The sequence below is a fragment of the Streptomyces sp. RKAG293 genome (assembly GCF_023701745.1).
Lineage (GTDB): Bacteria > Actinomycetota > Actinomycetes > Streptomycetales > Streptomycetaceae > Actinacidiphila.
Genome location: NZ_JAJOZB010000001.1, coordinates 2,940,668 through 2,967,497 on the forward strand (window position 1 = coordinate 2,940,668; position 26,830 = coordinate 2,967,497).

Annotated in this window: 22 protein-coding genes and 2 pseudogenes; 17 read left to right on the forward strand and 7 right to left on the reverse strand. The window is 67.6% G+C overall.

Features of this window, described 5'->3' with window-relative positions; translation table 11 throughout:
- Positions 1–8: 8 nt before the first annotated feature.
- Entirely contained in the window at positions 9–1,100 is a 1,092-nt protein-coding gene (locus tag LNW72_RS13040; protein ID WP_250975560.1) for a LacI family DNA-binding transcriptional regulator, read from the forward strand.
- Positions 1,101–1,137: 37 nt separating this feature from the next.
- Positions 1,138–2,010, forward strand: a complete 873-nt coding sequence (locus LNW72_RS13045) for a phosphatase PAP2 family protein (protein ID WP_250975561.1) — start codon at positions 1,138–1,140, stop codon at positions 2,008–2,010.
- Positions 2,011–2,076: 66 nt separating this feature from the next.
- Here LNW72_RS13045 and LNW72_RS13050 read toward each other — a convergent pair whose 3' ends face one another.
- Positions 2,077–5,040, reverse strand: coding sequence for a bifunctional [glutamine synthetase] adenylyltransferase/[glutamine synthetase]-adenylyl-L-tyrosine phosphorylase (locus LNW72_RS13050; protein WP_250975562.1), 2,964 nt, complete (start codon positions 5,038–5,040; stop codon positions 2,077–2,079).
- Between the two features lie 337 nt (positions 5,041–5,377).
- Between LNW72_RS13050 and LNW72_RS13055 the strand changes: the two genes are divergently transcribed.
- The 3 genes from LNW72_RS13055 to LNW72_RS13065 all read left to right on the forward strand — a co-directional run bounded on the left by LNW72_RS13055 (position 5,378) and on the right by LNW72_RS13065 (position 8,944).
- Entirely contained in the window at positions 5,378–6,262 is an 885-nt protein-coding gene (locus LNW72_RS13055) for an alkaline phosphatase family protein (protein WP_285370286.1), read from the forward strand.
- A gap of 20 nt (positions 6,263–6,282) precedes the next feature.
- Positions 6,283–7,305, forward strand: coding sequence for a TolB-like translocation protein (locus LNW72_RS13060; RefSeq protein WP_250975564.1), 1,023 nt, complete (start codon positions 6,283–6,285; stop codon positions 7,303–7,305).
- Positions 7,306–7,564: 259 nt separating this feature from the next.
- The gene (locus LNW72_RS13065; protein ID WP_250980133.1) at positions 7,565–8,944 is read left to right on the forward strand and encodes an FAD-binding oxidoreductase; all 1,380 of its coding nucleotides are present in this window, start codon (positions 7,565–7,567) and stop codon (positions 8,942–8,944) included.
- 80 nt (positions 8,945–9,024) lie between these two features.
- On the opposite strand, the pseudogene LNW72_RS42065 reads toward LNW72_RS13065, so the two are convergent.
- Positions 9,025–9,111, reverse strand: a pseudogene (locus LNW72_RS42065) (glutamine synthetase); the annotation flags it as partial.
- A gap of 722 nt (positions 9,112–9,833) precedes the next feature.
- Here LNW72_RS42065 and LNW72_RS13070 point away from each other — a divergent pair.
- Complete coding sequence (locus LNW72_RS13070; RefSeq protein ID WP_250975565.1) at positions 9,834–12,590, forward strand: hypothetical protein; 2,757 nt, start codon at positions 9,834–9,836, stop codon at positions 12,588–12,590.
- A gap of 58 nt (positions 12,591–12,648) precedes the next feature.
- Here LNW72_RS13070 and LNW72_RS41610 read toward each other — a convergent pair whose 3' ends face one another.
- From LNW72_RS41610 to LNW72_RS13085, 4 genes are all read right to left on the reverse strand, one after another.
- Positions 12,649–13,113 carry a deaminase gene (locus LNW72_RS41610; RefSeq protein ID WP_308401932.1) on the reverse strand — a complete coding sequence of 155 codons (465 nt, stop codon included), beginning with the start codon at positions 13,111–13,113 and terminating at the stop codon, positions 12,649–12,651.
- Positions 13,110–13,793, reverse strand: a complete 684-nt coding sequence (locus LNW72_RS41615; protein ID WP_308401933.1) for a dihydrofolate reductase family protein — start codon at positions 13,791–13,793, stop codon at positions 13,110–13,112. Before LNW72_RS41615 ends, LNW72_RS41610 begins: the two co-directional genes overlap by 4 nt.
- Before the next feature lie 44 nt (positions 13,794–13,837).
- The gene (locus LNW72_RS13080) at positions 13,838–15,256 is read right to left on the reverse strand and encodes a helix-turn-helix transcriptional regulator (protein ID WP_250975566.1); all 1,419 of its coding nucleotides are present in this window, start codon (positions 15,254–15,256) and stop codon (positions 13,838–13,840) included.
- Between the two features lie 187 nt (positions 15,257–15,443).
- Positions 15,444–15,827, reverse strand: coding sequence for a winged helix-turn-helix domain-containing protein (locus LNW72_RS13085; RefSeq protein ID WP_250975567.1), 384 nt, complete (start codon positions 15,825–15,827; stop codon positions 15,444–15,446).
- A 372-nt stretch (positions 15,828–16,199) separates the two neighbouring features.
- Between LNW72_RS13085 and LNW72_RS13090 the strand changes: the two genes are divergently transcribed.
- The 11 genes and pseudogenes from LNW72_RS13090 to xerC all read left to right on the forward strand — a co-directional run bounded on the left by LNW72_RS13090 (position 16,200) and on the right by xerC (position 25,244).
- Complete coding sequence (locus LNW72_RS13090; RefSeq protein WP_250975568.1) at positions 16,200–16,466, forward strand: DUF6284 family protein; 267 nt, start codon at positions 16,200–16,202, stop codon at positions 16,464–16,466.
- Positions 16,463–17,293, forward strand: coding sequence for a DUF2637 domain-containing protein (locus tag LNW72_RS13095; RefSeq protein ID WP_250975569.1), 831 nt, complete (start codon positions 16,463–16,465; stop codon positions 17,291–17,293). The genes LNW72_RS13090 and LNW72_RS13095 overlap by 4 nt, the downstream gene beginning before the upstream one ends.
- Positions 17,293–17,679 carry an RRQRL motif-containing zinc-binding protein gene (locus tag LNW72_RS13100; protein WP_250975570.1) on the forward strand — a complete coding sequence of 129 codons (387 nt, stop codon included), beginning with the start codon at positions 17,293–17,295 and terminating at the stop codon, positions 17,677–17,679. Before LNW72_RS13095 ends, LNW72_RS13100 begins: the two co-directional genes overlap by 1 nt.
- Before the next feature lie 74 nt (positions 17,680–17,753).
- Positions 17,754–19,922 (forward strand): cell division protein FtsK, encoded by a 2,169-nt coding sequence (locus tag LNW72_RS13105; RefSeq protein ID WP_250975571.1) that lies wholly within the window; start codon positions 17,754–17,756, stop codon positions 19,920–19,922.
- A 140-nt stretch (positions 19,923–20,062) separates the two neighbouring features.
- Complete coding sequence (locus LNW72_RS13110) at positions 20,063–20,365, forward strand: hypothetical protein (RefSeq protein WP_250975572.1); 303 nt, start codon at positions 20,063–20,065, stop codon at positions 20,363–20,365.
- Positions 20,356–20,550 carry a hypothetical protein gene (locus LNW72_RS13115; RefSeq protein ID WP_250975573.1) on the forward strand — a complete coding sequence of 65 codons (195 nt, stop codon included), beginning with the start codon at positions 20,356–20,358 and terminating at the stop codon, positions 20,548–20,550. The genes LNW72_RS13110 and LNW72_RS13115 overlap by 10 nt, the downstream gene beginning before the upstream one ends.
- 17 nt (positions 20,551–20,567) lie before the next feature.
- Positions 20,568–21,176: a hypothetical protein gene (locus tag LNW72_RS13120; protein WP_250975574.1), complete on the forward strand. Its 609-nt coding sequence runs from the start codon at positions 20,568–20,570 to the stop codon at positions 21,174–21,176.
- A gap of 1 nt (position 21,177) precedes the next feature.
- Entirely contained in the window at positions 21,178–21,540 is a 363-nt protein-coding gene (locus LNW72_RS13125) for a hypothetical protein (protein WP_250975575.1), read from the forward strand.
- An 88-nt stretch (positions 21,541–21,628) separates the two neighbouring features.
- On the forward strand, positions 21,629–23,449 hold the full coding sequence (locus tag LNW72_RS13130; RefSeq protein WP_374117231.1) for a DnaB-like helicase N-terminal domain-containing protein: 1,821 nt from the start codon (positions 21,629–21,631) through the stop codon (positions 23,447–23,449).
- 221 nt (positions 23,450–23,670) lie between these two features.
- Positions 23,671–23,907 (forward strand): helix-turn-helix domain-containing protein, encoded by a 237-nt coding sequence (locus LNW72_RS13135; RefSeq protein WP_250975576.1) that lies wholly within the window; start codon positions 23,671–23,673, stop codon positions 23,905–23,907.
- Between the two features lie 72 nt (positions 23,908–23,979).
- A pseudogene (xerC, locus tag LNW72_RS13140) lies at positions 23,980–25,244 on the forward strand (tyrosine recombinase XerC).
- Positions 25,245–25,320: 76 nt separating this feature from the next.
- On the opposite strand, the gene LNW72_RS13145 reads toward xerC, so the two are convergent.
- Complete coding sequence (locus LNW72_RS13145; protein ID WP_250975577.1) at positions 25,321–26,682, reverse strand: glutamine synthetase family protein; 1,362 nt, start codon at positions 26,680–26,682, stop codon at positions 25,321–25,323.
- Positions 26,683–26,830: the final 148 nt, after the last annotated feature.

The following is a 26,830-nucleotide window of genomic DNA, read 5'->3' on the forward strand; positions in this document are numbered from 1 at the left end:
CCGGTGCTGTGACCGCAAGGCTTGCTGACATCGCAACCCAGGCGGGTGTCAGCGAAGCAACGGTCAGCCGGGTCCTCAACGGCAAGCCCGGCGTATCCGCCACCACCCGTGAATCCGTGCTGGCCGCACTCGATCTGCTCGGCTACGAACGGCCGGTCCGGCTGCGGCAGCGCAGCGCGGGTCTGATCGGTCTGATCACCCCGGAGCTGGAGAACCCGATCTTTCCCGCGTTCGCGCAGGTGATCGGCCAGGCGCTGACCCGCGACGGGTACACCCCGCTGCTGGCCACCCAGACGCCGGGCGGCTCGACCGAGGACGAGCTGGTCGAGATGCTCGTGGAACGCGGCGTCGCCGGGATCATCTTCGTCTCCGGCCTGCACGCCGACTCCACCGCCGACACCGAGCGGTACGCCAGGCTGCACGGCCAGGGTGTGCCGTTCGTGCTGATCAACGGCTTCTCGGACAAGATCAAGGCCCCGTTCGTGTCTCCGGACGACCGGGGCGCGATGCGGCTGGCCGTCACCCATTTGGCGGCACTCGGACATGAGAAAATCGGACTGGCGGTCGGACCGAAGCGTTTCGTACCGGTGCTCCGCAAGATCCAGGGCTTCATCAGCAGCATGGAGGACGTGCTGGGCCTGACCGCCGAGCAGTCCGAACAACTGATCCAACACTCGCTGTACACGCTGGAGGGCGGCCAGGCGGCCGCGACGGCGCTCATCGCCTCCGGCTGCACCGCGATCGTCTGCGCGTCCGACATGATGGCGCTGGGCGCCATCAGGGCCGCCCGGCAGCAGGGCCTGTCGGTGCCCGGAGACGTCTCCGTCGTGGGTTTCGACGATTCCCCGCTGATCGCCTTCACCGATCCGCCGCTGACCACCATCCGGCAGCCGGTGGCCGCCATGGGGCAGGCGGCGGTGCGGGCGCTGCTGGAGGAGATCGGCGGCACCCCCGCTCCGCACAGCGAATTCGTCTTCCTCCCGGAGCTGGTCGTACGCGGTTCGACGGCCGCGGTGCCCAGCGGCCAGACACCGCCGCAGCTGGTCCAGCAGTCGGCCGGAAGGCATACATCGAATGCCCAGGATCCGACCGGAGTCTGATCTGCGAGCTCGCGTGGGTCTGGCAGACTATTCCTCCATGGGGGAACCGACCGCGAAGATCCTGGCTGGCCGTACGGCCGCCCCGCCGCGCTCCATCGGTTCCGCTGATTCCGATGGAGCGCCGAGCGAGGGCCCTACGGCACCCCGCCATACCCTCGTGTCGAGGCTCCGCACCCCCCGCAGACCGCGTCTGTGGTTCGAGATCTCACTGATCGCGGTCAGTTACTGGGTGTATTCGCTCGTCCGGAACGCCGTCCCCGAGCAGCAGTCGGCGGCGATGCGGCACGCGAACTGGATCTGGAAGGTGGAGAACCACCTCGGCCTGGCCGTCGAGCACAGCGTCAACCACGCCGTGAACTCGGTGACATGGCTCATCGTAGGGATGAACTACTACTACGCGACGCTGCACTTCATCATCACCATCGGCGTCCTGGTGTGGCTCTACCGCAGACATCCGGGCCGCTACGGCCCGGCCCGCACGGTCCTCTTCATCACCACCGGCATGGCGCTGGTCGGCTTCTACTTCTATCCGCTCGCCCCGCCCCGGCTGATGCACGGCATCGACTTCATCGACACGGTCAAGGCGCACCACACATGGGGCTCGATGGCCTCCGGCGACCTGGCACATGTGTCCAACCAGTACGCCGCGATGCCGTCCATGCACATCGGCTGGTCGCTGTGGTGCGGCATCACCGTCGCGATGCTCGCCCGGCCGCTGTGGGCGAAGGTGCTGGGCATCCTCTACCCGCTGGCGACCCTGGTCGTGATCATCTCGACGGCCAACCACTTCTGGCTCGACGCCATAGGGGGCGCCGTGTGCCTGGGTGCCGGCTTCGCGTTGGTCTACGCGGTCTACGGCCGCTTCGTCTACCACCTGCCGCGCTACCCGGCCACCGCCCGCCGCCGCTGAGCCCGTCTCCACGGCCGGCCGGCACGCCCCGCACCCTCACGCCCCGCACCCTCACGCCCCGCACCGTCACGCCTCGTACTCGTAGAAGAGCCGCTCGACGACCGCGCGGGCCCGCCGGGTCGTCCGGCGGTACTCCTCGACCATGTCGCCGACGTGGCCGGCCGAGTAGCCGAGGTAGCGCCCCACGGCGGCGAGCTCCCGGCCGTCGCCGGGGAAGGTGTCCCCCGGGCGGCCGCGGACCAGCATCACCGCGTTGCGGACCCGGGTGGCCAGCACCCACGCCTCGTCGAGGACGGCCGCGTCGTCGGCGCCGACCAGACCGGCGGCGCGCAGGGCGTCCAGCGCCCGGCGGGTCCGGGTGGTGCGCAGTTCCTTCCGCCGCCCGCCGTGCTGCATCTGCAGCAGCTGGACGGTCCACTCGACGTCGGAGAGCCCGCCGCGGCCGAGCTTGGCGTGGGTGGTGGGGTCGGCGCCGCGCGGCATCCGCTCGGACTCCATCCGGGCCTTGAGCCGCCGGATCTCCCGCACCGCGTCCTCGTCGAGCCCGTCGGCAGGGTACCGCAGCGGGTCGATCAGCTCGATGAAGCGCTCGCCGAGGCCCTGGTCCCCGGCCATGGGGTCGGCGCGCAGCAGCGCCTGGCTCTCCCAGCCCAGCGACCAGCGCCGGTAGTAGGCGGCGTACGAGCCGAGCGACCGCACCAGCGGACCGCTCTTGCCCTCCGGGCGCAGATCCGCGTCCATGATCAGCGGCGGGTCGGCGGTGGGGATCTGCAGCAGCCGGCGCAGTTCGTTGGCGATCTTGAGGGCCTGGCCGGCGGCCCGGGCCTCCTCGGCGCCGTCGAGCGGTTCATGGACGAACATCACGTCGGCGTCCGAGCCGTAGCCCTGTTCGCGCCCGCCGAAGCGGCCCATGCCGATGACGGCGAAGCGGGTCGCCAGCGGCCCGTCCGCCGCCTCGACGGCGTTCACGGCCGCCCGCAGGGCGCCCACGACGGTGGTCGCGTTGATGTCGGTGACGGCGGTGCCCACCGCGTCCACGTCCAGCTCGCCGATGACATCCGCCGCCGCCGTCCGGAACAGCTCACGGCGCCGGACGCCGCGGACCGCGGTGACCGCCTGTTCCGGGGTGTCGGCGCGGCCGACCGCGGCCAGCACCTCCTGTTCGAGCGCCGCCGCGGACCGCGGCCGCAGGCCCTCCGGGGCGCCGAGCAGGGCGACCGCCTCGGGAGCCCGCATGAGCAGGTCGGGGGCGAGCCGGCCGGAGGAGAGCACCCGGGCGAGATGTTCGGCGGCGGCGCCCTCGTCCCGCAGCAGCCGCAGGTACCAGGGGGTCTTGCCGAGCGCGTCGGAGACCTTGCGGAAGCCGAAGAGCCCGGCGTCCGGGTCGGCGGAGTCGCCGAACCAGCCGAGCAGGACGGGCAGCAGGGTGCGCTGGATGGCGGCCTTGCGGCTGACGCCGCTGGCCAGTGCCTCCAGATGACGGTAGGCGGCGGCCGGATCGGCGTACCCGAGCGCCTGCAGACGCTGCATGGCGGCGTTGTCGCTGAGCCGGGTCTCGACCGGCTCGAGCTGGGCGACCGCGTCGAGCAGCGGCCGGTAGAAGAGCTTCTCGTGCAGCCGGCGCACCTCGACGGCGTGCCGCTTCCACTCCCGGTTCAGCTCGGCGACGGGGTTGGCGCGAAAGCCCAGTGACCGGCCCAGGCGGCGCTGCCCGGCCTCGTCGTCCGGCACCAGATGGGTGCGGCGCAGCCGGTACAGCTGGATCCGGTGCTCCATCAGCCGCAGGAAGCGGTAGGCGGCGTCGAGCGAGGCGGCGTCGGCGCGGCCCACGTAGCCACCGGCGACGAGCTGGGCCAGCGCCGTGAGGGTGGTGCCGCTGCGCAGTGAGGAATCGGTTCTGCCGTGTACCAACTGCAGCAGCTGCACGGCGAACTCGACATCGCGCAGCCCACCGGGGCCGAGCTTCAGCTCCCGCTCGACGTGCGCGGCGGGGATGCCCTCCACGACGCGGCGGCGCATCTGCTGGACGTCGGTGACGAAGTGGTCGCGGTCGGCGGCCTGCCACACCATCGGCGAGAGCGCCTCGACGTACGCCAGGCCCAGTTCACGGTCGCCCGCCATCGGCCGGGCCTTGAGCAGCGCCTGGAACTCCCAGGTCTTGGCCCACCGCTTGTAGTACGCGACATGGCTGGAAAGCGTGCGTACCAGCGGGCCGTTCTTGCCTTCCGGCCGCAGGTTGGCGTCGACCGGCCAGATGGTGCCCTCGGCGGTGGTGTCGGAGCAGACCCGCATCATCCGGGCGGCCAGCCGTGTCGCGGCCCGCATCGCCCCGGCCTCCTCGGCGCCGTCGGCCGGCTCGGCCACGAAGATCACGTCGACGTCCGAGACGTAGTTCAGCTCGTGGCCGCCGCACTTGCCCATGCCGATCACCGCGAGCCGGCACAGCGCCGCATCCTCCGGTGCCTCGGCGGCGGCGATGGAGAGGGCCGCGCGCACCGTCGCGGTGGCCAGGTCGGCCAGCTCCGCGGCCGTCTGCGCCAGGTCGCTGGTGCCGCACACATCGCGGGCGGCGATCGCCAGCATGCAGCGGCGGTAGGCGGCGCGCAGCAGGTCGGGGTCGGTTGCCGAGGCCAGCCCGCGTTCGAACTCGGCGACGCCGGGGTGCAGGTCGGCGGACTCGTACGTCACCAGGGCGTGCCAGTCGCGCGGGTGCCGGGCGAGGTGGTCGCCGAGCGCCTCGGAGGCGCCGAGCACCCCGAGCAGCCGGTCGCGCAGCGGCTTGGCGCTGGTCAGGGTGTCGAGCAGGGTCCGCCGCTCGCCCTCGTCCAGCACCTCCACCAGCCGGACCAGGCCCAGCAGCGCCTGATCGGGGTCCGCCGTCGCGCCGAGCGCTTCCAGGAGCACCGGATCGGTCCGCACCGCGGTCAGCCCCGCGGCCTCCACCAGCACCTCGGCCGCCGCCGGATCGGTGAACCCGTGGCGCAGCAGCCGGGAGAACGTGCTGCTCCGGCGCCCCTGCGGCAGTGACATCTCGCCTCCGGTACGTCATGCCTGCGATCAAGGTCCCAGCTGAGCGTAACCGCCCGGCCGCCGACCTGGAACGGCGTGCACCGGACGGTTCCCGCGCCGTCGGGTGACGGCGGAGCCGGTCCGGGCGGACGACAGGACTCGTCCGAGTGGATTGCGGAGCCCGTCCGAGTGGACTGCGGACCCGTCCGGGCTGCAGGCCGCGCGCGTCCCGGTGGGCCCGCACCGTTCGTTTCCCGGCCATTCACGTCGGCGGATCTTCTCACTTCCGCCGGCCGCTCCTACGCTGACAGCGCTCTGCGCCCCCATACCCCCACACCGGAGGTAAGCCGTGCCCGGCTTGTCGATATCCGTACCGCGTCGCCCCCTCACCGCCCTCGCCGCCGCCCTCGGGCTGGCCGGCGCGTCCGTCGGCCTGTGGGCCGGCCTCGGCGGCGCGTCCACCGCGCACGCGGCGGCCGCCGTCCCCACTCCGGACCACGTGATCGTCGTGATGATGGAGAACCACGCGTACAACCAGGTGATCGGCAGCTCCAGCGCCCCCTACATCAACTCGCTGAAGACCGGCGGCGCGAACCTCACCGCCTCGTACGGCGTCACGCACCCGAGCCAGCCGAACTACTACCAGGTGTTCTCCGGCAGCAACCAGGGCGTCACCGGCGACAGCTGCGTCACCCCCGGCTTCAGCTCCGCGCCCAACCTCGCCTCCGAGCTGATCGCCGCGGGCAAGACCTGGGGCAGCTACAACGAGACGCTCCCCAGCCAGGGCTCCACCACGTGCAGCAGCGGCAAGTACGCGCAGAAGCACAACCCCTGGTTCGGCTTCAGCAACGTGCCGACCTCCAGCGCCAAGACGTTCGCGCAGTTCCCTTCGGACTACTCGACGCTGCCGCAGGTCTCCTTCGTCGTGCCGAACCTGTGCAGCGACATGCACGACTGCTCCGTCGGCACGGGTGACACCTGGATCAAGAACAATCTCGGCGCTTACGCCACGTGGGCCAAGACCCACAACAGCCTGCTCATCGTCACCTTCGACGAGGACAACCGGCTGGCCGGCAACCGCATCCCCACCGTCCTCTACGGACAGCGCGTGACCCCGGGCAGCACCTCGCCGACCACGTACAACCACTACAACCTGCTGCGCACCCTTGAGGACATGTTCGGCACCTCGCACGCCGGGAACGCCGCCTCCGCGTCCGACATCACCGGCATCTGGACCAGCTGACCGTGACCGGAGCCGGCCCCATGAGCACCCGGAACCGGCTGCTGATCCTCGTCGCGGCGGCCGCCGTGCTCGCCTGTGTGGCGGGCGCGGCGGTCTGGCACGCTTCCGACCGGGCCGCCCGCAGGAACACCGAGCAGGCCGGCGGCCCGCCGGTCGTCCAGGGCGCGGTGTCGCTGGCCCCGGCCGGCCCCCGGCTCATGGTCTTCCGCAACATGGCCTGGGGTCCGCACCGCGATGAACTGGCCACCGTGCCCGCCGCCTCGCCCGGGGCGACCCGTACCGCCTCGGGCGTCCGCTGTCTGCGCTTCCACGCCGCCGCCGGCACCGGTATCTGTCTGCAGTCCGTGCACGGCACCGTCCAGGACACCTACCGCGCGGTCGTCCTCGACTCCCACCTCAAGGAGACCCGGCACTACCCGCTGAACGGGATCCCGACCCGCGCCCGGGTCTCGCCCAGCGGCCACCTCGCCGCCTGGACGGTCTTCGTCGGCGGCGACTCGTACGCGGGCACCGACTTCTCCACCCGCACCTCGCTCCTCGACGTCAGGACCGGCGCACTCGACGCCAGCCTGGAGGACTTCACGATCCTCAAGGACGGCCACCGCTACCGCGCCGCCGACGTGAACTTCTGGGGCGTCACCTTCGCCGACGACGGGCACTTCTACGCGACGCTCGCCACCGGCGGCAGCACGTATCTCATCCGTGGTGACATCGCGGCCCGCACCGTGACGACGCTGCGCCCGAACGTGGAGTGCCCGTCGCTCTCGCCCGACGGCACCCGCCTGGTCTTCAAGAAGCGCGTCCCGGGCCTGTCCCCCGACGCCCCCTGGCGGCTCTACGCCCTCGACCTCGCCACGCTGCGCGAGACCCCGCTGGCCGAGACCCGCAGCGTCGACGACCAGGCCGTCTGGACCGACGACCGCACCGTCGCCTACTCGCTGCCGGGCGACTTCGGCGCGGACCTCTACACGGTCCCCGCCGACGGCACCGGCACTCCTCGCACCCTGACCCCTGCGGCCCTCGCCCCGGCCTACATCGGCTGACACGCGGACCACCCCCGCGCAGGTCAGTCGTCCGGAAGGCAGTGGACCTTCATGGTGCGCTTCCGGCCCAAACCCGGCATCCGGGTGAACATGCGGTCCTCCCCGACCGGCGGGATGCTGGATGTATCGGCCTGGGGTCCGCCATGCCCCACGGCTGATGGAGGGTGCCCAGGGCGTCGGCGCACAACCGCCCACCGGCGGCCCGGCCGGGGAGCGGCCGGGTGGAGGAGGCGGCCCGAGTCTCGCCGAGGAGATCGCCATGGACGGCAGCACTCTTGAGGCGATGCGGACCGCGTTGCGCGGCCCGGTCATCGCTCCGCAGGATCCCGATTACCCGGAGGCCCGCAAGGTCTACAACGCCATGGTCGACAAGCACCCGGCCGCGATCGTGCGGTGCTCCGACACGGCGGACGTGATGGCCGCGGTCGACTTCATCCGCGAGCAGGGACTGGAACTCGCCGTCCGGGGCGGCGGACACAGCGGCGCCGGACTGTGCCTGGTCGACGACGGCGTCACCGTCGATCTGTCGCCGATGCGCTGGGTGCGCGTCGACCCCGCCGCGAAGACCGCCCGGGTCGGCGGCGGGGCCCAGCTCGGCGATCTGGACCACGCCACCCACGCGTTCGAACTGGCCGTACCCGCCGGCATCATGTCGACGACCGGCGTCGGCGGGCTCACCCTCGGCGGCGGCCACGGCCACCTCACCCGCAAGTACGGTCTGACGATGGACAGCCTGGTGGCGGCCGACGTGGTGCTCGCCGACGGCAGCTTCGTCACCGCGAGCGAGAGCGAGAACCCGGACCTGTTCTGGGCGCTGCGCGGCGGCGGCGGCAACTTCGGCATCGTCACCTCGTTCCGCTTCCGGCTGCACCCGGTGCACACCGTCGGTCTCGCGATCAGCCTCTGGCCGGTCGACCACATCCACGAGGTGCTGCGCTGGTACCGCGACTTCCTGCCGCAGGCGCCCGAGGACCTGAACGGCTTCTTCGCCGTCCTCTCCGTCCCGCCCGGCCCCCCGTTCCCCGAGGAGATCCACGGCCGCAAGATGTGCGGTGTCGTGTGGTGCTGGACAGGGGACCCGGACGGCATCGAGCAGGCCCTGGCCCCCGTGAACGACGCGGGCACGCCGGCCTTCCACTTCTCGACGCCGATGCCCTACCCCATGCTGCAGACCATGTTCGACGAGCTGATCCCGAAGGGCCTGCAGTGGTACTGGCGCGGTGACTTCTTCGACCGGATCACGGACGACGCCATCGGCGTGCACGCCAAGTACGCCGAGAACCTCCCCACCGACCTGTCGACCATGCACCTCTACCCGGTCGACGGAGCCGCGCACCGCGTCGCCCCGGGCGACACGGCATGGGCGTACCGCGACGCCATGTGGTCCGGCGTCATCGGCGGCATCGACCCCGACCCGGCCAACGCCGGGACCGTCAAGGACTGGTGCGTCAACTACTGGGAGGACCTGCACCCGCACTCCATGGGCGGCGGCTACGTCAACTTCATCGGCGCCGGAGAAAGCCAGGACCGCGTCAGAGCCACCTACGGCGACCACTACGACCGGCTCGCGTCGATCAAACACACCTACGACCCGAACAACCTCTTCCACGCCAACCAGAACATCGAGCCGGCCCCGTAGCCACCAGGGGCAACGCGAACGACAACGGGCCGACGGCATGACGCCGCCGGCCCGGATGCCGTCAGGGAGGTGACTCCCTCTTACAGGTTGGGGAGGTTCTTGCGGAGCTCGAAGGCGGTGACCTCGCTCCGGTACTCCTCCCACTCCTGCTTCTTGTTGCGCAGGAACTGACACCTTGGAGTGCCGAGGTGCGCACTCTTGCGTTGACCAGCCCCTGAGCTGACGACGAACGGTTGTCATCGGTCGTTGTCGGCGGCCCCAAGTCGGCCTCGCACGGCCCCAGGACGGCCCTGGTGTGCAGACGCCCTGCCCCCCCAGGCGCACGCAACCGCCGATCGCTCCAACGATGTCGTTGCTTGGGCGCTGTCGGTGGGTACCGTGCCTGAACAGGCAGGCGGGACTGTAGCCAGCCATACGGCGTTGTTGATCATCCGCTGATGTCAGCCATGGCTCCGGAAGCCATGCTCCTCTATCTATCAGCGTCGGCTGACCAAGGACCCGGCCCTGTTCGTTCACCGGTACGCAGAGACCGCTGCGATGGCGAGGGCCAGGCAAGTTCCTGCACCACCACCACCAACGAGCACCGCCTGTGCAAGGCCTGCACCCGTCCGTGTCGCAGTGAAGCCTGAAATGAAGCCCACGTTGAGAGCCACGGAAAGGGCGAGCAAGGCGCTGAGGACCTGTTCTGCGGACACTGTCACTCCCGATGGTCAAGCTGTTGCACGGAATGCCATCGACCTTGTCCGTCCACCGAGTTGTAGCGCACCCGTTCGTCGCTGACTGGACAGACGTTGCCTGTTGAACTGCACTCCACTCGGCTGTGTTCGTCGTACGCTCTCAGTGTCCAGTCACACAACTGGACACCGGACACGAGTGTCGAGGTAGCAACTTGGAATCCGAGGACGGCATCGGCTCTGCTGAGAGGGACTTCATCCAAGCCCTTCGGGCGTTGGGAGCCATGCACAGAGATGTCCTTGGACGCCAGCCATCAGCCCGAACCCTTGCCCGGTCGGTAGGCGTTTCGCCGACAACGGTAGGCAAGTGGCTCGAAGGTGCCCAGGTTCCGCAGCAACCGGAGCAAATCGTGGCCGTGGTCCGGATTCTACGGACAGAGGCAGAGCAGCGCAGAAGACTGAGCACTGAGACCAGCCCTTTGCTGGATGGGGAAATCTGGGGTAATCGCCACAGGGCTGTGCTGCAAGAGCGAGCAATCTTCACTGGCAGGCGAGTTGAGCGCGCCAACGCCGAAGCTGAGATCTTCCGACAAGTTCAGCAGTCCCGCACGGACGCTTTAGCTGACATCCCACGTCCTGTGCACGACTGGACGCCGGCCCAACTCGGCGTTCACCCAGCCATTGCTGGACTTGGGGATGAAGCGGGAGGATTCGTTCTGCCGAAATATATCCCGCGGACGCACGATGAGAAACTGAGACATTTGCTGCGTTCTATCGCAACTAGCCAGCGAGTTGAAATAATCGTACTTCGCGGCGAATCATGCACGGGAAAGACGCGCAGTGCATATGAAGCCGTTCTCTCTTGTCTTCCTGATTGGCAACTGCTATTCCCAAAGGATTCGGCCAGTCTGACCGCGGCTCTAGATGCTGGCGCCATTGGGGCAAAGACTGTCTTGTGGCTGAATGAGGCACAGCATTATCTGTCTGGAGAGGGGAGCGAGTCATCCGCAGCAGCTCTGCGCCGCCGATTGGAAGGGGCAGGACCCACTGTTGCAATTCTAACCTTGTGGCCCGAGCATTACAGATCCTTAGCTTCAGATGCTTCTTCCCATCCGGGAGGATCCGCTCACGTTACAGCCCTACTTGATCAAACATCCCTTCACGTCGTGCCCAACCAACTGAGCGCTGCAGAACTTTCCGTCTTGAACGACGAAACCGATAGCGACGCCTCGTTGGCCGCCGCCCATCGCGCAAGTGGTGAAACTGGCCGGGTCACTCAAATCCTGGCAGCTGGCCCTGACCTTGTTGACCATTATGAGCACCCAGTCGGCCCCTACGGCTGTTATGGGAAAGCACTCATAACAGCCGCGATGGATGCTCGGCGTCTCGGTGCGACCGCCCCTTTGCCTTTAGACTTCCTAATTGCTGCCGCACCAGGGTACTTGACTGACTCACAGCGAGCAGAAGCCCCTGACGACTGGCAAGAGAATGCCATAATCTACACTCAACGCCGAATTAAAAGCGTAGCCTCCGCCTTCTCGCCAGTTCCCAAGTCCAGCGGAATTGGTCCCGAACCTGGAGTGATTGATCTCGCAGATTATCTGCACCACTACAGCCGCAAAACACGTAGGGCGAAGTGCCCACCTAATTCATTCTGGGAAGCGGCGACTTCCTTGATATCCTCCGCTCACGATATTAACCGTCTGGCGATATCCGCAATCCACCGCCTGCGAGTTCGCCATGGAGCAGCCTTAGCTGATACGGCTGCCGCGCTCGGCGAGAGCGAAGCCCTATGGGAGCTAGCCCATCAAAGCTACGAGCTCGGAAATGCCGAAAAATCACAGGAACTGCTTCTCCGAATTGCCGTATCGGGAGAGCCTGCGGCCTGGGTAGCCCTTGCTACAGAGAAGCAAGATGCCGGCGACATCGAAGGATCGCGGGAGATGTACAGAAAGGCGGCAGATTTAGGACAACTTGTCGAACTGCGACAATGGGCAGACTCTGAAGCCATCAATGACAGGCAAGAGATAGCCATTTGGCTTTATCGCCTCCTAATAGAAAGAGGGGACACCCTTTCTTTCTATGGCCTGGCTTCCCTGCTTCAAGAAATGGGGCAGACCGAAGAGGCCGAATTGATATACGAAAAAGGGATGCAACTGGGGGATGTGCAGTCGGCCTATGCCCTGGCGCAGATTAATGAAGCGAATGGAAAAACTTCCAAGGCCGATGAGATTCGCCTGGGCATTACACCTGCACTCGACCACGGAACTCTCCTGGATTTGATGCTATTGCATGAAAGGCATGGAAGGAAGGAGGATGCAGAAACGGTATATTGGCAGCTAGTGGAAGCAGGGGAGGAGCGGACGGCAACCTTTTTACCTTGGGGCCGCGCAAGCTCTGGCGACCTTGAAGAAGCAGAACGAATCGCGAACGAAGCCGCAGAACGTGGGTTTTTTGAGAGTTTGGAAATTGTGACCATTCAATGCATTCGAAACGGGGATGATCACGAAGCGGGTCGCCTTATCCAACGGCTAAAGGAAATGGGAGGATTGCGACCGTCGGTTGATATAGCCTTCTACTTCGAACGGATTGGTGAACACGCCGAGGCAGAGTCCATGGCTTCCAATCCGGGCGATAGTCGCCTCAGTGGCTATTCTCTTCTGAAGCTTGCAGAATATCGGGCAGAACGAGGTGATATTGAGATCGCACGGAATACCGCGATGAGACTCTTTCAGGACGGAGAGACCTTGGCGCTTTCGTATTTAATGGACTTTGACCTGAAAGATGGCGACCATTCAAAAGCTGAGCATTGGGCCCGCCTTTCCGTCGATGCGGGAGACATTCGACCGTTGATGACCCTGGCAGGGAAGAATACAGCAAATGAGTCTTTGCAGTTGATTCTGAAAAACGGTTTGGAGCCAGACGGCACGACTTCGCCCCGCCCCACTTCGAGTACTCCAAGTTCGCCGTGATCTCACATACCGCACGTAACTTTATTTAACAGGAATTCGTTCTGAAGCCTCCGCCAGGCTACTCGTCACTCAAGCCGGATAGATGCGCGTTAACGGCACGCGCTTGGGGTGCCATGTCAGGTAGTTCGACCACGATGACACCCGCTTCGCGCAGCGTCTCAACCCCGACACAATCGCCAACGAATAGGGGCGGTTCTCTCCACGCGATGACGACCCTGCCGACCCCGGACGTCAGGACCAGTTGCGTGCAGGTGAGAGGGCGCGACTTTCGCTGGCTGCAAGGCTCCAAGGTGCTGTACAAGGTGGCACCCGGCAGTCGAGGATCATCGGGCGCGAGCTTCGCGAGTGCTGACTCCTCGGCGTGCACGTGCGGATCGGTCTCTCGTGAGTACCCCCGTGCCATCTCCTCGCCGTGTTCATCGACGATGATGGCCCCCACCGAGTAGGCACCTTCCGCCGGCGGACACAGGCGGGACAGTTCGATTGCTGCGGTCATCCAGTGTCGATCGTCGGTCGTTGTCACGCGTTGCTCTCCTGCTTGGGAAGGTAACGGAGCAGCACTACGTCACCGATGGTCCGAGCCTCCGCCAGGTGCATCCGGCGTGTGGACCCGCCAGGATAGTTGGCAGCCTGGAGAAACCGGGGAGCTTGAGGGTCCCCAACGACAAGAGGTGCAATGGCAAGGTGAATCTCGTCAGCGAGGCCCTGCGAGAGGAACGCCGTGTGGATCTGTCCGCCGCCTTCCACCATCAGCCGCTCGACTCCCCGCGCTCCGAGGTCATCGAGAAGCCTGCCGAAGTCGATGTCAGCACCGGTAGACACGACATCGGCCAGACCTGCCAGCCGCTCGCGCAGCTCCTCCGCTCCTGTATCGGTCGTGTAGGCCAGCTTTTCGCCGCCGTGGTGCCAGAACTTGAAATCGGCATCTAGGTTCCCGCTCGCGGAGACGGTGACCTTCAGCGGGTACTCAGGCTTGCCGGCGGACACTCGGGCGGCACGCCGTTCCGCGCTGTTGACCAACAACCTCGGATTGTCGGCGCGCATCGTGCCGGCGCCAATGAGGATGGCGTCCGACTCCGCGCGCACCTGGTCTACCCGGTCGAAGTCGGCGCTGTTGCTGAGGAGCAGTCGCTCGGCGCTGGAGTCGTCTAGGTAGCCGTCAACCGAGGTAGCGGCACTTAGAAGCACGTACGGGCGGGGCATGGCGGGTCTCCTAGATGTTCAGTGCGGGCGCTCGGAAGCCGAGATCATGCCTGGTGGATCAGAGCGTCGTCCATCGCGGTCTTGAAGTCTGCAACGGCGGGTACGGCCCGCCACTTATCGAGATCGCCATCGAGCCGTGCAAGCTCCTGGGTGATTCGCGCGGATCCCGTCTCGATCCCGATGCTCAGGGCCTGAGCGCCTACCGTCGCCGCTTGCTCCGCCTCTCCGGCTCCCGCATGAGCTACGGCTTCTCGGGCCAGATAGACCCCGCGGTCACGGTGGTATCCGGGGGGAAGCCTAACGATCGCACTGCGGAATCCCTCTGCGGCGGCGCGGTGGTCACCGAGGATGGCGAGACTGTGGGCACGCTGAACCTCTATGTAGGGAGCGTCGAGCCACACTCCCCAAGGGGAAGCCGGGTCACTGTCCATGGTTCCCAACAGATCGCGTGCGTGGTCGTACGCCTGTTGGCAGGCTGCCGGGTCGTTGCGCAAGGCATGCCCGTGAGCAGCGTAGGTCGCGGCCACGGCAGCGAGCCGGCTACGAGGGGCGGCCAGGTCCTCGGCAGCCTCGGCCACGTCTACGGCTTCAACGGGGTCCCGCATGTCGCCCGCGAGCTGACCGCGCCGGGCAAGCACATAGACGGTCAATTCCGGGTCGCCGGACATGTGCGACGCTTCCAGCGCCTCATGCATCCAGTGCTGAGCGGCGCGGAAGTCGCCGACGTCCTGGTAGAGCCATCCGCAGAGTTCCGAATATTGGGTCTGCAATTGGATGAGCTGACGACGGTCGGTACCGCGCCTATCGGCCCTCAGCGCCTTGATGGCAGCAATTTGCTGCTGTACCAGCGGAATCACGCGGTGTGGGCCGAACAGGTTGTCGTTGTCGATGAGCACTCGCCGGGTCTCGCGAAGGTGCTGGATCGGGTCCGCGCCTGACAACAGGAGGTTGGGCTGCCGGGGAACGCTTGCAGCCGCCGGAAGGTCAGACGTGGCAGCGAGCGCGGCCCCTGCTCCAAGAGCCCCGATCATGGCGCGGCGAGACAGTGACACGAAGATGATCCTTCCGTCGTCGGTACGAACGGGGACGGAGATCCCCTCCGCCGACGGTGCCTCTAAGGCCGCTTGCGCGGCCAGGGCCACAGGCTCTTTGGCCACATGAGTCCCCGGATTAGCCACATGGCCACGAAGCAGCACGTCCAGGCTGGCGCCCTCAAGGATCGAGCGCTGGATCCGGTTCAGCGAGTCGCCGGCCTGGAGTTGCCGGTCGTACGCCTTCACCAGCTCGACAGACGCGGCCTGGCCGCCGCGCTCCACACGGGCCATGTAGCTGGTGTTGAACCGGATGAGCTTGCTCAGCTTCCCCAGGGACAGACCGCGCTGACTTCGCCACGAACGCATCTCCGCGCCGAGGTAGTGCTGAGGGCTGGCGTGCGGTGTCAGATCGTTCGGACGCTGTCCCACGCGGTCCTCCCCATGAGGCCTATGTGACCGCCCACGGGTGGCCACATTGAGCATCTGTCGGTCAGTCAGGCAGCCCGGTTACAAAGGTTGCAGAGGCAGTTTCCAGCCTATCGACGCAGACCAACAGACCGCACGTGCTGAGTGCAGAGGAGGCGATATGAACACAGCCGGGATTCAACGGACGGGCTCAGACGGCGGGTCCAGCCGGATTGACGGAGCCGCCGCCTTCCAGGGCTTCCACCCGGCTACGCAGTTCGGAGAGCTGGGACGTGACATGCGTCAGTTCAGCCTGAAGCTCGCGGATGCTCGAAGCCGCTTGCTGCGCCGTGGGCTCCCCCGCTGCCGGGTCGACGACATAGGTGCCGCTCCCTTGGCGGCCCTCAACCAGGCCTTCTTCCGCGAGCCGTCCGTACGCGTTCTGCACAGTCATGAGCGCTACGCCGAGCTTTCCGGCGTAGCCCTTGGCGCCCGGCAACCGCGCACCAGGGCCGTACACCCCGTCAGCGATGTCGTTGCGGAACGTAGCAGCGATCTCCTTGGCGTTGGGCTTCTTCTCAGGCTTCGCATCCATTCCTAAAGCTTACCTGACCTAGGTCATTTGCCTCTTCTGGGCGAGAGACCTTGACACACGGAAACCAACCTAGGTAGCTTGACGTTCAAGCAAGAAACCTAGGTTACCCATCTAGGCCGTTCATGCTGGCGCACATGCAGGACGGTAACGCCCGGAGGCCGCCCGTGAAACGGGGTCGAAGGAAGCGTCTGACCTTTGACAACTCAACAGAGCGTTGATCGATACGAGTGTTTTTGATCCTCGGCGAGCCCCTTCGGGGGCGCGTCGGGGGTCATGGCCACTCGTCATTCGACGGGTGGACGCAGGGCGGCTCCGGTGCGCGAACACCGGAGCCGCTGTTAGGGCCGTCCTACCTGGAAGGAACTACGACCCATGAGGTTCATCGGCACTGTTCAGGCGGTTGTTACCGCCGCAGAGTTCGACCGGGAGCCGACGGTCGCTGAGCTTGCGGGCATCGAGGTTGAGATGCCCGTGATCCTGGCGGAAGTCGAGTTGCTGGACGCACAGATCATGACGCTCGACCGGCCCACCTCCGAGGTGGATACACGCCGGATCCGGCGGGCGCAGCGCAAGGTACTCGCTGAGCGGCGGCGGCTGGCCAACCTCGGCCGGCAGGCTCCGGCGGGAGTCGGAGCATGAAGCGGCTCCCTAAGACCCTGCTGGTCCTGGCGCTTGTTGGTGTGGTGGGGATGGCGTTTCGGGTGTCGTGGAACGCGCAACGGGATGTCGCGGCCACGGTCGGGGCGGACGGTACGGCTTCCCTGCTGTACCCGTTCGTCGTCGATGGCCTCATGGCGCTAGCGCTCGTTGCCACGCTCGTACTGACCGGCCAGGACCGCACTACCGCCCGGTGGGTGCTGGCGGGTTACACCGCTGCGTCGCTGGTCCTGAACTATGTACACGGCCTGGTGCCCGCGCTGCACACCGGCGGATCGCGGATGGTGCTCGCTGAGTGGGCGCCTGCGAATTGGGCGCTGGTACTGCTGGCCACCTCGCTGCCGGTCGGGTCGATCTTCTTCGGCTCCGACCTGGTCGCGAAGGTGCTGCACCACCGACCCGCAAACCAGGATGAACCATCTGTGATACTGACGAATCAGTCGGTGTCTGACCTGCAAGAGTCGACCCCGCCCGCCATGCCGGAAGCGCCGGTTCGTGCGGCGCTGGAGTCGGCCGACCACCCGCCGACCCCGGCCCCGATCGCTCAGCCGGTCGCGGCGGCGGTGCAGGCGCCCCGTCGGGCGACCGGTCGAGTGCCGCAGTCGGCCCGCAACCCCCGACCGACCCGCACCCCCGAACAGCTCCTGATCGAGGGGCGCGAGGCCACCGCAGCATGGCCCGACGATGCTCTGACCGCCGAGGCGATCCGCAAGGAACTACGGACCGCACCGGCTAAGGCCCGGCTCGTGCGTGACGCGTTGAAGGCTGAGCGCACCGCCGACGGACCCGCTGCTGAGGCGGTGTCCTGATGTCCCTCGTCTACGGAAAGTGCCTCAACTCAGCGCGCATACCGGGCCCGCCGAGCACGCTGCCACGCCACGTGTGGCGCTGCGCACCCGACGGTCTGGCGACGCGTCGCCAGTTACGGGCCTTGGGGCTGCGTCCGGGTGGTCAGGGCGTGCAGGCGGAAGTCTTCCGGCCGCGCTACCGGCGCGGCCCGCTAGTCGCCTACCTCTACCGCATCGACCTGGCCAAGCCGGTCCGGCCCATGACCCCGGCCAAGTGGACGGCGCTTGCACTGGCGAACACCGCCCGCCGTATCTGCCCCGAATGCCACACCGACGCGGGATACGTCATCCCCACGTCACTCGGGTGCTGTGTGAGCTGCGCCTATCCCGAACAGCGCGTCGCTTGAACGGGGTCCGGTCTCTCCCAACCAAAGCAGTGACCGGACCCCGCCGACCCTCCCGTTTCTGGAAGGAAACTGAAGTGAATCACGACGACGAAAACGAACTCTTCAACCGCCTGGAACACGATATGGCCGCCGATTCCGGCGGTGAGCTGGTGGACCTGGACAAGGCCCGCGCCGCCCGCGACGAGGGGGCCAAGGGGGCCCCGTCCCTGCTGGCCGACGAGGACGACGACACCGACGAGGGCCCGGCGGCGATGGTGGACACCGCCACCTCCGGCACCGTGCCCGACGACGCGCAACCGACCGTGCGCCGGCCGGTCGTACCCGGCTGGGCCAGGGACCGGGCGACATTCAAGGCCGCCGTTGCCCGCGCGATGAACAACACCGCGTACGCGGCCGGGTTCCACGCCGTGCGCAGTCCGCTCTACGTGGCCCGGATCGCCGGACGTTCCCCGCGGGGAATGGTGCGGCTGGTCGGTAGCGCGGGAAGGTGGGCCACGGACGCGGAAGGCGCCCCGATGCGCGCCTACTCGGTGCGGAGGGAGGACGCTGAGCTGTACCTCAAGCTGTCCCGCAAGCGCGATGACCGGGTCCGCGCCCGCTCGGTCATGCTGGCCTTGGCCGCTGTGTTCGGGCTGGTCTTGGCACTGGTGCTGTGGGTGATCCTGTCGACCGCGCAGCTTGCGGCGGTGGGGTTCGGCGCCATGCTGTTGCTCGGGTTGTACGGGCGGCCGGCGGACCGGCCGCTGATCACCCGGGCGGTGTCCAAGCACATCCTGCCCCGCCTCACCTCCGACCAGGTCGAACAGGCCCTGCTGTCCCTGGGCATCGGGGGTATGGGGCGCGGGGAGATCACCTTCCCGGACCCGATCCGGCAGGACGGGCCCGGGTGGCGGGCCACGGTGGACCTGCCGCGCGGGGTCACCGCCGGCGACATCATGGAACGCCGCAAGCGCCTCGCCTCCGGACTGCGCCGCCCGCTGGGCACCGTGTGGCCGGAAGGGGACGCGGACCTGCATGAGGGCCGGTTGGTGTTGTGGGTCGGTGACCGGGACATCGCCAAGCAAGGCCTGATCCCCTGGCCGCTGGCGACCAAGGGCCGTCACGACATCTTCCGTGACCTGCCGTTCGGGGTGGACCCGCGCGGGCGGGCGGTGGCGGTGCCGATCGTCCAACACAACTACCTGTTCGGCTCCCAGCCCGGCCAGGGCAAGACCAGCTCAGTTCGGGTCCTGGTCTGCGGTGCGTCCCTGGATCCGTCGGTGGAACTGTGGCTGCACGAGAACAAGGGCACCGGTGACCTGGACACCCATGAGCCGGTCTCGCACCGGTTCGTGTCCGGCATTGACGACGAGGCGATCGCCTACGCCGCCGAGTCGCTGGCCCTGCTGCGGAAAGAGGTCATGCGGCGCGGCCCGATCCTCAAGGGCCTGCCCCGTGACATCTGCCCGGACAAGCGGGTGACGCGGCAGATCGCGGACATGAAGGTTGGCCTGCATGTGCTGCTGGCGATCTTCGATGAGTGCCAGAACGTCTTCGCGCACCCCAAGTACGGCAAGCAGGCCGGGGAGGACGCCGAGTTCATCATCAAGGTCGGCCGCGCCCTCGGGGTCGTGCTGGTACTGGCCACGCAGCGCCCGGACAAGGACTCCCTGCCCACCGGCATCTCGGGCAACGTGTCCATCCGGTTCTGCCTGCGGGTCGCCGGTCAGGTCGAGAACGACATGATCCTCGGGACCAGCGCCTACAAGAACGGCATCCGCGCCACCACCTTCCGCCCCAAGGTCGACGCAGGCATCGGCTACCTGGCCGGAGCGCTGGACGTGCCGACGGTGGTCCGCACCGCCTACCTCGACACCCCCGCCGCCGACGCCATCGCCCAGCGGGCGTTGGCGATGCGCAAGGCGGCCGGGACCGTCACCGGCCACGCCGCCGGAGAGAACACCAGCACCGCCGACCCGGCCGCGCAGGGGGACAACCTGCTCGATGACCTGGTGGCGATCTGGCCGGCGGGTGAGAACAAGGTGTGGTCCGAGACGCTGACCGCCGCCTTGGCGCTGCTGCGCCCGGAGGTCTACACCGGTTGGGGGCCGGATCAGTTGGTGATGGTCCTCAAGCCGCGCGGCATCCGCACGGTCCAGGTCGGCCGCCGCATCGACGGGAAGGTCGTCAACCGGCGCGGTGTGGAGCGGGACGCGATCCTCGGTGCGGTCGCGGAGCGTGACCGAAATCGGGACGCCGGGTAGTCCCGTGGGCCGCTGGCGCTAGCGGTGACCCCCGCTAGCGCTAGCGGCCCCTGTTAGACCCCCCTCACGCCCCTGATCAGGACGCTAGTGGTTAGCGCCCTGACCTGGAGTTTGCCCGAAACCGGCCCAGGAGGCCCGTCATGGCCCTGCCCGCGCTCGCTATCGCCCTGATCCTGCTGTTCACCCTCGGTTACGCCGCCCTGTGCGCCGCCCAGCCGTTCGGCCGCTGCCGCAAGTGCAACGGACTCGGCTTCCAGCTCACCCACACCCGTACCGGCAAGCCCCGGCGCGGCAAGCACTGCCGCCGCTGCCACGGCAACGGCATCCGCATACGCACCGGCCGCCACCTGTTCAACGCCTTCACCCGCACCCGCCACGCCGCCACCGACACCCCCGCCCAGCCGGGGACCCCGACCCGAACGGAGTCCCGCCCGTGGTCGTAACCGTCTCCCTCGTCCTGCTGTTCGGCGCCCTGCTCGCCTTCCTACTCAAGGTCGGCTCCATCAAAGCCGGGGTCTGCTTCGTCGCCGTGATGTTCGGGTTCCTCCTCGCCTCCACCGGCGCATCCGGACCCATCAACCACGCCATCGACGGATCCGCCCACACCATCGCCCAGTGGCACCCCTGACCCGGAACGGAGAACCGATGGACCAGCACAACACGACAGGGCGCCGCATCATGGCTGCCTTACCGAAAGCCGCCCCGGCCATCGCCACGTCAACCGTGCTGATCCTGGCCCGCATCTGGAACGCCAACGGGGCAGAACACAGCGTCGGTGACGCGTGGCTCATGGGCACCCTCGCCACCGGCGCGGCCATCGCGGGCGGGTCCGCCGCGTCCGGCCGCAACGGAGACAGCACGCTCGCCGGAACCGCATTCGCCGCATCCGGCACGCTCGCATTCGTCGGCGTCGCCGCCTACGCCGACGGATTGCCCTTGCCGCTGCTGCTGTGGGCTGTCGCCACGGTGCTGGCCTACGCGCTGGCAGCCCGGTACTGGCGCACCGACCGCCGCGAAACCGTCGCCTACGACCGGCGCACCGTGGAGCGGCACGATGACCACCGGCACGTCGAGACCGTGGAAGTCATCCGGGCCCGCGCCCAGGTCGAAAGCGCACAAGCCGGAGGCGCCTACGCCACCGCGCTCGCCGCAGCCTTGACCGCCCGCGCCACGCTGCCCGGCTTTGACCCGGCCGCTCTCACCCGCTCGGGCTTGCCGGAACTGCCCGCCACCAACGCCACATGGGAGCACTGACATGGCCGCAATCCGCACCCCGCAGGACAGCGCGCATACCGCTGCCGAAGCGGTCCGCGCGTACAACCACGCCACCTTCCCGGGGAACCTGCTCTACCCCGTGCAGGCGTATCACAGCGTCGCTTCGTTCAAGGTCATGGCACAGCGGCTGCCGCAGTCCTTCGACCAGACCAGTCGCGCACTGAACCGCCTGCACGCCGATGGCACCCTGACCGCCGACTACGGGCGAGTGGCCGATCACGTAGGCGAGGCAGTGGCCGCGCTGGCCGAAGCCTCCCGCTACGCCGGCATGCTCGCCAACGCACTCGACCAGGCCCACAACGCGCTCTCACCCATCGGCTTCTGCGACGACATCGACAACTGAATGCGCCCGGGGCGACCGCCCGCTCTCGCCAAAGATGCGCGGTCGCCCCGGCTCACTGCCCGTTCGACAGAACAGGAGCACTCCCAGCATGACCCAACGTCGTACCAACCGGGAGGACCCCGACCGGGGGACCACCCGGGCACTGCACGCTGTCGACGACGCGTCGATGCATCGCGTGCCACCTCAGGACCTTGAAGCCGAACAGTCGGTGCTGGGGGCGATGCTGCTGTCCGTCGATGCCATCGCCGATGTGGTGGGCATGCTGGACGCAGGGGACTACTACCGTCCCGCGCACGAAATCATTCACCGCGCGATCTGCGACCTGCACCACGACGGACAGCCCGCCGACCCCATCACGCTGACCGACCGCCTCACGAGGTGCGGCGACATCGACCGTGCGGGCGGGGCGGCCTACCTGCACACCCTCGTCAACGCGGTGCCCACCGCCGCGAACGCCGAGTACTACGCGGAAATCGTCCGAGAGAAAGCCGAGCGGCGACGCCTGATCGAGGCCGGCACACGCCTCGCGCAAATGGCATCCGCGCCCGACACCGACCCCGAAACGCTGCGCGCCGCCGCTCTGGCGGAAGTCACCGAACTCACCACCCACCGCCCCGCGGTACTGGACGACGACACCCCAGACGATGAGACCAACACCGCCGCACCCAACCCGCTGTACGACGCTCAGCCTGGTCTCAGGCGCCCCCACCGCCCCGGACCTACTCCGCATCCGGACGTGTTCTGCGGATGGCTGGGCGAGACCGTCAAGCGGCTGGACGCCAGTACCGAGGCTGACCCGGTCGCGATTCTGGTCAACCTGATCTCCGCCGCAGGCGCCATCATCGGCCGCCGCCCACATCTGTGGGTCGGCAACGACCGCCATCCCGCGTTGGTGTGGGCACTGACTATCGGTGCTACCTCCGCAGGCCGCAAAGGCTCTGCCACCTCGACCGCGCGTCGTCCTTTGGCTGTGGCGTTCCCGGAGTTCTTCGGGCCCGACCACACCCCGCGCGGCCTGAACTCCGGTGAAGGGCTCATCGAGTACGTCAAGGACGACGCACGCGACGACGCCTCACCCGCCAGCTTGGACAAGCGGCTGTGGGTGGTGGAATCCGAATACGCCGTGACCATGAGCCGGGGCCGCCGCGAAGGCAGCAGCCTTCCCGGGGTCCTGCGACAAGCCTGGGACGGGGAAGACCTCGGGTCGATGGTGCGGGAGTCGATGAAAGCCACCAACCCGCACATCGCGATCCTCGGGCACATCACCCCGCTGGAATTCCGCTCCAAGATGCAGGACTCCGAAATGGCCGGCGGAACCTACAACCGGTTCCTCCCGATCTTCTGCCACCGCAACCTCGTACTCCCCGAATCCCGGGGAGCGGAGCCGCAGCTCATCGACAGCCTCGCCCAGGACTGGCGGACCGTCCTAAACGACGCCGCCAACGTCGATGAAGTGCAAGTCGATGACGATGCACGGGCGCTGTACCGGGATGAGATCTATCCCGCGCTGACCGACGACGAAACGGAAGGCGCACTCGCGGAGTTCACCGCCCGCGCCGCCCCCTACGTCCAACGCGTCGCCATGGTCTACGCCCTGTGCGACCACAGCGACACCATCCACCTCCAGCACATGCACGCGGCCTACCGCCTCATCCAGTACGCCCGCGCGTCCGCCGCACACCTGCTCGGGACCACATCGGCCAACCCCAAAGTCGACAAGCTCGCCACCGCAGTACGCAAGGCAGGACCCGACGGGCTGACCGGGGCCGACATCCAGCGCCTGTTCAAGAAAGACCGCAAGAACGAACGTGACGGACTGGTCGCCGCGCTGCTGGACCAGCCCGGGTACATCCGGCGCCAGCGCCCCACCGCAGGACGCTCCACCACCGTTCTCGCCTACACGGGTTAGCCGGAAAGGTCCGGAAAGGTCGCAAAGCCCAGTGACCTGCGAAAACACCCGTCCGGAAAGGGGTCCGCTAGGAGGTCCGGAAAGTCTGGGCATTCCAGCGGCCGAACTTAGCGGACCCCCTGGCGGACCCCTTTCCGCCCCACCAAAACCGCAGGCCAGAGGGCTTTCCGACCTTTCCGGACCTTTCCGCCTCACTCCACACCCCGAGGAGACACCGAACCATGGCAACGCCCGCCACGAGTGACCCGCGTACCGCCCTGCGCTCCGGTCTCCCGGACCGCTACCTCACCCCCGAAGACCTTGTGGAATTGCTCGGCATCCCGAGCGTCGAAACGCTCTACACCTGGCGCAAGAAGTCCCTCGGACCGCCCGCATTCCGTGTCGGTCGGCACCTGCGCTGGGACCCCGCTGTTGTCCAAGCCTGGGTCGCCCAGCAGAGCGCCAGAGACGCCGCCTAGCCCCACCCCAACCGCCAGGGGCACGACCACACCGGTCGGGCCCCTGGCCCGTCACGCCCCAAGGAGCTCTACGTGGCTGGCCACATCCAAGACCGTTGGTACAAGACCGAGAAGGACGCGGGCGGGGTTCCCCGACGCGTCAAGAGTGACCGTTACGGCATCGGGCTCCGCTACCGCGCCCGGTACGTCGGTCCGGACGGCACCGAGAAAAGCCAGTCCTTCCCCGACAAGCAAAAGCGTCAGGCGGAACAGTGGCTTGCGCGGATCGAGGCGGACATGTCGCGCGGTCAGTACATCGACCCGGCCGCCGGCAGAACCACCTTCCAGCAATACGGCGAGAAGTGGATTGCGTCGCAAGCCACGGATATGGCTACGCGCACGGTGGTTGAGGTCCAACTCCGTCTGCACGCCTTCCCGTACATCGGGTCACGCCCGCTCGGATCCTTCCTGCCGGAGCATATCCGGGAGTGGCTGAGCAGGCTGGAGAGCGCACTCCCTGTCGCGTCCTACCGCCGTGTCATCTTCAGCAGCGTCTCGGCTGTGCTCTCCGCGGCCGTGGATGACGGGCACCTGCCGAAGAATCCATGCCGCGCGAAATCCGTCCGGGCACCGCAATCGACCGCCCCGCGGGTAACCCCGTGGGCTGCCGATCGGCTGTTCGCTGTTCGCGCCGGGTTGCCGGACCGCTTTCAGGCGATGACGGACCTGGGGGCGGGTGTGGGCTGCGGCAGGGGGAAATCTTCGGGCTTCCGATTGACGAGGTCGGGTTCCTCACGGGATGGCTGCACGTGGGCTACCAGGTGAAGCTGATCAACGGAAAGCTGGTGTTCGCGCCGCCGAAGCGCGGCAAGGAACGTGACGTGCCGCTGCCCGAGCGCGTGGGGCAGGTGCTCAAGACTCACGCAGAGCGCTTCCCGCCCATCGCGGTCACGCTCCCCTGGCTCACGCCGGACGGCCCGCCCCTGACCAAGCGGCTCATGTTCTCCAGGACGGACGGTGGCGCAGTCAGGCGGAACGACTTCAACACCCGGATGTGGAAACCCGCCCTCGTCTCGGCAGGGGTGATCCCGGTGCCGAAGAAGGGCGAGACACACGAAGCGGCCCGCGAGCACGGCATGCACGCTCTCAGGCACTTCTACGCCTCGGTCCTGCTGGACGCTGGCGAGAACGTGAAGGCGCTCAGCCACTACCTCGGACACAGCGATCCGGGGTTCACGCTCCGGGTCTACACGCACCTGATGCCCAGCAGCGAGGGGCGGACCCGGAAGGCCGTCGACAGCGTCTACGAAGCCACCGGATCCGTGCCGGACGGCCCAGAGACGGCCCAGGAGCTGTGAGACGACTCCGGGCCAGCGGCAGGGTGCTGCTGGCCCGGATGTCACTACAGCGAGGGGAACCCCTGCTGACCTGCGCCTACAGGTTCGGGAGGTTCTTCCGCAGCTCGAAGGCGGTGACCTCGCTCCGGTACTCCTCCCACTCCTGCTTCTTGTTGCGGAGGAAGAAGTCGAAGACGTGCTCGCCGAGCGTTTCCGCGACCAGTTCGCTGCGCTCCATCAGGGTGATGGCCTCGCCCAGGTTCTGCGGGAGGGGCTCGATGCCCAGGGCGCGGCGTTCGGCCTCGGAGAGGGCCCAGACGTCGTCGTCGGCGCCGGGCGGGAGTTCGTAGCCCTCCTGGATGCCCTTCAGGCCGGCGGCCAGCAGGACCGCGTAGGCGAGGTAGGGGTTGGCGCCGGAGTCGATGGAGCGGACCTCGACGCGGGTGGAGCCGGTCTTGCCGGGCTTGTACATCGGGACGCGGATGAGCGCGGACCGGTTGTTGTGGCCCCAGCAGATGTACGAAGGGGCCTCGCCGCCGGCGCCCGCGGTGCGCTGCGAGCCGCCCCAGATGCGCTTGTAGGAGTTCACCCACTGGTTGGTGACCGCGGAGATCTCGCCGGCGTGCTTGAGCAGGCCGGCGATGAAGGAGCGGCCGACCTTGGAGAGCTGGAACTCCGAGCCGGACTCGTAGAACGCGTTGCGGTCGCCCTCGAAGAGGGAGAGGTGGGTGTGCATGCCCGAGCCGGGGAAGTCCGAGAACGGCTTGGGCATGAAGGTCGCGTGCACGCCCTGCTCCAGCGCGACCTGCTTCATCACCAGCCGGAACGTCATGACGTTGTCGGCGGTGGACAGGGCGTCGGCGTAGCGGAGGTCGATCTCCTGCTGGCCGGGCGCGCCCTCGTGGTGGGAGAACTCCACCGAGATGCCCATCGACTCCAGCATGGTGATCGCCTGGCGGCGGAAGTCCATGCCGACGTTCTGCGGAGTGTGGTCGAAGTAGCCGGAGTTGTCGGCGGGGGTGGGGATGCTGCCGTCGAGCGGCTTGTCCTTGAGCAGGAAGAACTCGATCTCGGGGTGGGTGTAGAAGGTGAACCCGAGGTCGGAGGTCTTGGCCAGTGCGCGCTTGAGGACGTAGCGCGGGTCGGCGTACGAGGGCGAGCCGTCCGGCATGAGGATGTCGCAGAACATCCGCGCGGTCCCGGGGCCCTCGGCGCGCCACGGCAGGATCTGGAACGTGCTGGGGTCGGGCTTGGCGATCATGTCCGACTCGTAGACCCGGGCGAAGCCCTCGATCGCCGAGCCGTCGAAGCCGATGCCCTCGTCGAAGGCCTGCTCGAGTTCGGCGGGGGCGACGGCGACCGACTTCAGATAGCCGAGCACGTCGGTGAACCACAGCCGTACGAAGCGGATGTCGCGCTCTTCGAGCGTACGGAGCACGAACTCCTGCTGCTTATCCATTTCCACCCATCCTCGCTGATCAGGCTGCCTGCTCCCGCGCCGCGGGGCACCTCGGGGCACATGAGCATCCCACCACACGGTTTCTGGCACGTTTCGGACCTCGTCCGAACGCACGAGCCGGTGGGGGCGTACTGCTGTGCCCATACTG

Bases quoted from the DNA above. Each gene is read 5' to 3' on its own strand.
- LNW72_RS13130 (WP_374117231.1), top strand. From the start codon at position 21,629: ATGACCCAACGTCGTACCAACCGGGAGGACCCCGACCGGGGGACCACC.
- LNW72_RS13135 (WP_250975576.1), top strand. From the start codon at position 23,671: ATGGCAACGCCCGCCACGAGTGACCCGCGTACCGCCCTGCGCTCCGGT.
- LNW72_RS13085 (WP_250975567.1), bottom strand. From the start codon at position 15,827: ATGGATGCGAAGCCTGAGAAGAAGCCCAACGCCAAGGAGATCGCTGCT.
- LNW72_RS13110 (WP_250975572.1), top strand. From the start codon at position 20,063: ATGGCCCTGCCCGCGCTCGCTATCGCCCTGATCCTGCTGTTCACCCTC.
- LNW72_RS13120 (WP_250975574.1), top strand. From the start codon at position 20,568: ATGGACCAGCACAACACGACAGGGCGCCGCATCATGGCTGCCTTACCG.
- LNW72_RS13100 (WP_250975570.1), top strand. From the start codon at position 17,293: ATGTCCCTCGTCTACGGAAAGTGCCTCAACTCAGCGCGCATACCGGGC.
- LNW72_RS13065 (WP_250980133.1), top strand. From the start codon at position 7,565: ATGGACGGCAGCACTCTTGAGGCGATGCGGACCGCGTTGCGCGGCCCG.
- LNW72_RS13095 (WP_250975569.1), top strand. From the start codon at position 16,463: ATGAAGCGGCTCCCTAAGACCCTGCTGGTCCTGGCGCTTGTTGGTGTG.
- LNW72_RS13090 (WP_250975568.1), top strand. From the start codon at position 16,200: ATGAGGTTCATCGGCACTGTTCAGGCGGTTGTTACCGCCGCAGAGTTC.
- LNW72_RS13145 (WP_250975577.1), bottom strand. From the start codon at position 26,682: ATGGATAAGCAGCAGGAGTTCGTGCTCCGTACGCTCGAAGAGCGCGAC.
- LNW72_RS41615 (WP_308401933.1), bottom strand. From the start codon at position 13,793: ATGCCCCGCCCGTACGTGCTTCTAAGTGCCGCTACCTCGGTTGACGGC.
- LNW72_RS13045 (WP_250975561.1), top strand. From the start codon at position 1,138: ATGGGGGAACCGACCGCGAAGATCCTGGCTGGCCGTACGGCCGCCCCG.
- LNW72_RS13060 (WP_250975564.1), top strand. From the start codon at position 6,283: ATGAGCACCCGGAACCGGCTGCTGATCCTCGTCGCGGCGGCCGCCGTG.
- LNW72_RS13125 (WP_250975575.1), top strand. From the start codon at position 21,178: ATGGCCGCAATCCGCACCCCGCAGGACAGCGCGCATACCGCTGCCGAA.
- LNW72_RS13050 (WP_250975562.1), bottom strand. From the start codon at position 5,040: ATGTCACTGCCGCAGGGGCGCCGGAGCAGCACGTTCTCCCGGCTGCTG.